The following is a 5,407-nucleotide window of genomic DNA, read 5'->3' on the forward strand; positions in this document are numbered from 1 at the left end:
ACCCCTCGGGCCGCGGTGGGTGCGGCACCCCGGGGGGGGGGCCCCCCCCGGGCGGCCGGGGCGCCCCACCCCGGCGGGACCTGCTGGTCAAGGCCATCCACGGCCGGGTGAAGGTCACGTGCCCGTCCTGCCCTCATCCGTAACCGACCCGTTGTGGGGCCAGTTCCAAGCCTCCTGCCCAAGCGGCAGTGGCTGCCCATCCATGGGGCTGCCACCGTCTCCGCATCCCCGACCGGGTCGTGTTCGACAGGCTAAGGGGCAGTCCGTGCCGATCAGCCCTACCCACCGGTGGGTGAGCGAGCGGACCAACTCCTGGCACAACCAGGGGTTCTAGGTGTGAGCGATCGTGACCGGCCGGCGCGCGGTGGTGCAGGACGCTTAGGTGGCGTTGGCCAGCGCGGTCATCGTGATCCGCAGGCTGCTACGCCGGGCCTGGACGGCCTACCGGCGGGATGCCCGCCCTGCCCGACGGCCCTGACCCATCCGTGCGATCTCCGTGTGGGCGGTTCGTGATTATTTGAGTGGCTCTGCTGTCGCCTGATGGTGTGTGGCGGCGGGGCGGAATCTGCCGGTCGCTGGTGTTGATCTGGTGATGTGTCCGGGTGAGGTAACGCAAGCCGTTTCCGCGTGCCTTCTCAGCTCACACACCCCGCGCACCCGTGCACCCCGCGCACCGACGTGACTCGCCGACGGCGGTCCGGTAGCTGGAGGTTCGAACGGGCTGCTATCCATCCCGCCAGGCACTCACGGTCCAGAAGACCGCGAAACCCGTCCACGCGATGGCAAACGCCCAGGCTACGGGATGGCCGCCGAACAGTGCCATGGAGCCGAGCCAGCCGACCCCACCAGCCACGAACAGCAAGCCGAAGTTGGGGAAGGCGAAGAGGCCGGAGGGCCGCCCGCTCAGCCATGCCCATGCGCCACCCGCCAGGATCAGGCAGCCCGCCGCGAGCCACGGGAGAACCGCCTGCTGCGAGGAGGGCGCGTAGGAGTCGATGTGGCCGCGAACCCTCAGTTCCACGACGTCCCCCTGCCACAGCCGGACTTCGGCTTCGTCGCCCTTCCTGGCGTCGCCGTACGTCACCGACCTCACGCCCAACCAGCTGGTAGCCCCTGGCCGTTGGACCTTCAGGTCGTGGTACGTCGTACAGGTCGTACCGCCGCCGCCTCCGCCTGCGGTGGTCACCCCGCCAGCCGTTACACCGCCGGTGGTGCCACCGGCGGTGTTCATTCCGCCTCCGGCCGTGATGCCTCCGGTGCTGATGCCTCCCGTCGTGCCGCCGCTCGTGCTGTTGGACGTGCAGCGCTCACCCGTCCGCCGGTCGAGCACCGTGCCCGCCTCACGCCGCACGCACAGGTCCCCCTCGTCGTCCTCGTCCCCGCTCTGGCCCCCGCCCTGGCAGACCGGTGCGTCGCGGTACTCCATGGTCGCTCCGTAACCTTCAGCGACCTGCTGACCGCAGAGCAGGGCTCCCCATCCGGCCGCGAGGGCGAGCAGCCCCCGTAACCAGTAGGGCAGCCGCCTGCGGTACCAAACGTTGCCGTACCCCCTTGTTTTCACTCAGCTGTAATCCCCGTTCGGCTGAGTTCTCATGCGTTGGTCCCGCCACGGAACGTCATACAAGGGCCAGAACGGGCGGGTTGGAATTCATGCAGGGATCGATGGTGCAGCCGCAGCCGCAGCCGCAGCCGCAGCCGCAGCCGCAGCCACAGCCGGGGTGGGGGTGGTGAGGTTAAGCCGTAGTGGGTGATTCACGCGTTTTTGAGTGGTTCTGCTGTCGCCTGATGGTGTGGCGGTGTGGCGGAATCCGCTGTGTCCGCTGTTGTTGATGTGACCGGGCGAACCACGTTTCGTGACCCCTGCTCGACCGCGCGCGCCGGAGCGACGTTGCCGCGCCGTGCCACCAGCCAGCCGTTGCTGGGGGCGTCCTCGGAGATCTCGGCGGTGCCGTTCTGGGCGTCGAGGCCGCCCGGCGGACCAGCAAGGACGCGCGGTCCCGATGGCCGTGGTGGTGTCCCGCATCAGGGCGTCCAGTTGAGGAGCCACCTCGTCGGGCCGCGGTGTTGCCGCGGTGGTGCCCCTCGTGCCGGTGACGGTCGTCGGCTGGCGGAACCGGCCGGACACCACCGTCGACGTGGTTGACGCCATGGTCATCGGGTTCGCCTGGATTCCGCCCCGTGCGCCGTCGAGGCCGCCGTCCTCGTCTCGTCCCGGGCGCCGATCCGCCGTGTCGACGGATCGGCGCACGCCACTCCTGACCGGCCCCGAGGTGCTTCCGCGCCACGCCACCGAATGGAGCCTGTGGACCGGGCTGCCGAGCAGGTGCGTGAGACGATCGGGAGCCAGACCGCGAGGAGAGGATTTCCATGGGGGACAAGGGCCGACTGCATGTCAGCGCGGAACTGGCGGGGGTGCTGGAGGGGATCGACGCGCTCGGTGCCATGCTCGACGAACAGGCTGACACGGCCGAGGAGTTGGGACGACTTCCCGAGGGGACGGCGCAGGCGCTGCTGGACACCGGGATCGTACGGGCCGAGCTCCCGCTGAGCCTTGGTGGGTACGAGTTCGCGCCTAGGCAGCTGATCGAGACGGCGGAGCGGGCGAGCTACCACGACGCCGCGGCCGGGTGGACGATGTTCGCGCTCCAGCTGATGACGGGAACCACCGCGGCGTACCTCGCCTCCGGCGCGGCGGCCGCACTGTTCCCCGACGTGCCGAACGGGAAGTACGCGCTGCTCTCCGGGCATGGCACACGCCCCGGCCGGGCTGTTCCCGTTCAGGGCGGCTACCGGGTCAGCGGCCAGTGGCAGTTCGCCTCGGGGATGGCGCACGCCACCCACATCCACAGCGCGATCCAGGTCGAGGGCACCGGTGAGCTGCGGGTCCTCGCGATGCCGAAGTCGCAGGTGACCCTGGACGGCAACTGGGATGTGCTCGGGCTGCGCGCGACACACAGCATCGACTACCACTGCACCGATGTGTACGTACCGCACGAGTACACCTACGGCGCGACCACGGACGCCCCGGTCAACGGCGGAGCCGTCTACCGCCTCGGCCTGGTCAACATGTCGGCGATCGGGCACACGGGCTGGGCCCTCGGTGTCGGCCGTCGGCTCCTCGACGAGCTGAAGCGGGTTGCCGCGGCGCGGACCGGTTCGCGGGGCGCCGCGGTCGACACCTCCCACTTCCACGCCGAGTACGCGACGGCGGAGGCCAGGCTCCGGGCGGCCCGTGCCTGGGCGAACGATGTCTGGCAGGGCATCGAACAGACCCTGGACCAGGGTGAGTTGCCAAGCACTGAGCAGGACACTCTGATCCGGCTCGTCCTGAACCACACGACCACGACCGTGAGCGAGGTGGGCCGCACCGTGCACCGCTGGGCCGGGTCGGCGGCGATCCGCCGCGGTCCGGTCGACCGCTTCCTGCGTGACCTGGGGACCGGCGCGCAGCACATCACGTCGAGTCCGGTCGTGCTCCAGAACTGTGGCAAGTGGCTGAGCGGTGCCCTGCCGGACGCCCGGTGGAGCTTCCTCGACCTGGCCTGACCCTCCGGGGTCGGCGACCGGGAGGCCGGACACCCGGGGGCCGGTCGTATCAGGGATCCGGGCCCCGACGCGGCCATGCCGTTCGTCCGAGCCGGACAGCCGGGCTCGTGACCACCCCTCAGCGCGGGCCGTGACACGACCCCCACCGCGGCCGGAACTGTGGGACGCGGTGTGCGGACGCGTTCCGCCGGGATCCGTTGTCGCGGATCCTTCACGGCTTTGTCATGTTTGCGTTCCGCCCAGCGGCTGTCCGAAAAGCGACGGCTACGGTGAGCTCGCCACGGCGCCCATGGGGGTGTCGGAACTCTCGCACGGAACGAAACGGGGCACGGACATGGGTGGACACCAGGCACGATCGGTCTCGCGACGGCAGGCGCTTCGGCTGACCGGTACCGGACTGGGGGTGGCCCTGCTGGGCGCCGGGGCCTGGGGGTGCTCACCGGACGACCCGGAAGCACCCGCGGCCGGGCCGACGCCGGGCCGCGAGGGAGGAGACGACTCCTTCGCCACGCCTCCGCCCGGCACGGCACCGAAGCCGCTGTGGAAGGCCGCCACCGGGAACGACTCCCTGAGCAGCGCGCACGCGCTCGCGGTCACCGGCGGGCTCGTCCTGGTGGCGGGTGACCCCCTCGTCGCACACGATCTCGCCAGCGGGCGGGAGAAGTGGTCCCGCAAGGGCGTCACCACGCCCGGGGCCGGACTCCTCATCGGCGGCGGGACGCTGTATCTGGCCAGCGCGCAGTACGACGGCGACGTGGTGGGCCTCGATCCGCGGACCGGCAAGGAGACCTGGCGGAGCAGGATCGGCAAGGAGTACGACCAGCCGCGTCCGATAGCGGCCGACGACCGGCACGTCTACGTCCTGGCGGGCATCCTCGAAAAGGACTTCTCGACGCCCAGCAACGTGATCGCGGCGATCGACACCGCCTCGGGCAAGGTCGTCTGGCGCGAGCGGCGCGACGCGGGCACCGAGAAGTACGGCATCACCGCCCGGGTGGCCGACGGGCGCCTCGTCTACACGGACTACCGCAAGAACGTGACCGTCCGCGACACCGCCACGGGCCGGCAGGTGTGGACGAAGAAGCTCAAGAACTCCAACTGGGAACAGTTCGCCGTGCACAAGGGTCTGGTGATCGTGGCCGAGGGGCGGCGGCTGCGCGCGTTCGCCCTGGCCGACGGCACGGAGCGCTGGACGCTCGACAGCGGCGACTTCACCTTCTTCAACGGCCCGCACGTGCTCGACGGTGTGCTGTACGTCTCCGACCGGCTGCGCGGGATGTGGGCCGTGGAACCGGAATCCGGCAAGACCGTCTGGCGCAACCAGGATCTGCTGGAGAAGGCCGCCTACTCCTGGCAGTTCACCAAGGTCGGCGACACGGTGTACGGGGCGAGCCAACTGGACGACGACGGCGGCGTCCACGCCTTCGACGCCGCCACCGGCAAGCTGCGCTGGACGTACAACGACAAGACCGGTGACGTCCAGCGCTGGTACGTCGCCAGCGAGGGCAAGCGGCTCGCCGTGCTGCACGCCGAACGCCTCTGCGCCCTGCCCGCGGTCTGACCGCGGTCTGCCCGCAGACTGGCCGCGCGCCCGGAAGGCGCTACGGGGGAGGAGGGCGCAGCCGTTGCCCGCGCGGTCTGGTGCGGGAGCTTCCAGGAGGGGGCGGTGGCCCAGGGAGACGCGAGGGACCGGCGGCCGGCTCCTCTCCCTAGGGTCTTTCGTTTGGATCAGGCTGGATCAGGGAGCGGGGGCTGGTGCGTGCAGATGCAAGGCGGAGGAAGGAGCCGACGCGGAGCGTCGGTGACTGACGACAACGCGGCAGATGTGCGTGCCGGCCCCCGCGAGCCCGGCATGATCCAA

Annotated in this window: 3 protein-coding genes and 2 pseudogenes; 4 read left to right on the forward strand and 1 reads right to left on the reverse strand. The window is 70.5% G+C overall.

Translation table 11 applies throughout. The annotated features are described in order from the left end of the window. Window positions 1-118: 118 nt before the first annotated feature. Together ACFVWY_RS35140 and ACFVWY_RS35145 are read left to right on the forward strand one after the other, a co-directional pair. A pseudogene (locus ACFVWY_RS35140) lies at window positions 119-245 on the forward strand (IS5/IS1182 family transposase); the annotation flags it as partial. Then, window positions 242-478 (forward strand): annotated as a pseudogene (locus tag ACFVWY_RS35145) (IS5/IS1182 family transposase); the annotation flags it as partial. The pseudogenes ACFVWY_RS35140 and ACFVWY_RS35145, both read left to right, overlap by 4 nt. 246 nt (window positions 479-724) lie before the next feature. Here ACFVWY_RS35145 and ACFVWY_RS35150 read toward each other — a convergent pair. Next, the gene (locus tag ACFVWY_RS35150) at window positions 725-1,426 is read right to left on the reverse strand and encodes a hypothetical protein (RefSeq protein ID WP_389878985.1); all 702 of its coding nucleotides are present in this window, start codon (window positions 1,424-1,426) and stop codon (window positions 725-727) included. Between the two features lie 941 nt (window positions 1,427-2,367). Here ACFVWY_RS35150 and ACFVWY_RS35155 point away from each other — a divergent pair. Both ACFVWY_RS35155 and ACFVWY_RS35160 read left to right on the forward strand, forming a co-directional pair. Beyond that, entirely contained in the window at window positions 2,368-3,546 is a 1,179-nt protein-coding gene (locus tag ACFVWY_RS35155) for an acyl-CoA dehydrogenase family protein (RefSeq protein WP_389878986.1), read from the forward strand. Window positions 3,547-3,880: 334 nt separating this feature from the next. Further along, entirely contained in the window at window positions 3,881-5,107 is a 1,227-nt protein-coding gene (locus ACFVWY_RS35160; protein WP_389878987.1) for a PQQ-binding-like beta-propeller repeat protein, read from the forward strand. Window positions 5,108-5,407: the final 300 nt, after the last annotated feature.

Origin of the sequence: Streptomyces sp. NPDC058195 (assembly GCF_042883525.1) — a bacterium.
Classification (GTDB): Bacteria; Actinomycetota; Actinomycetes; order Streptomycetales; family Streptomycetaceae; genus Streptomyces.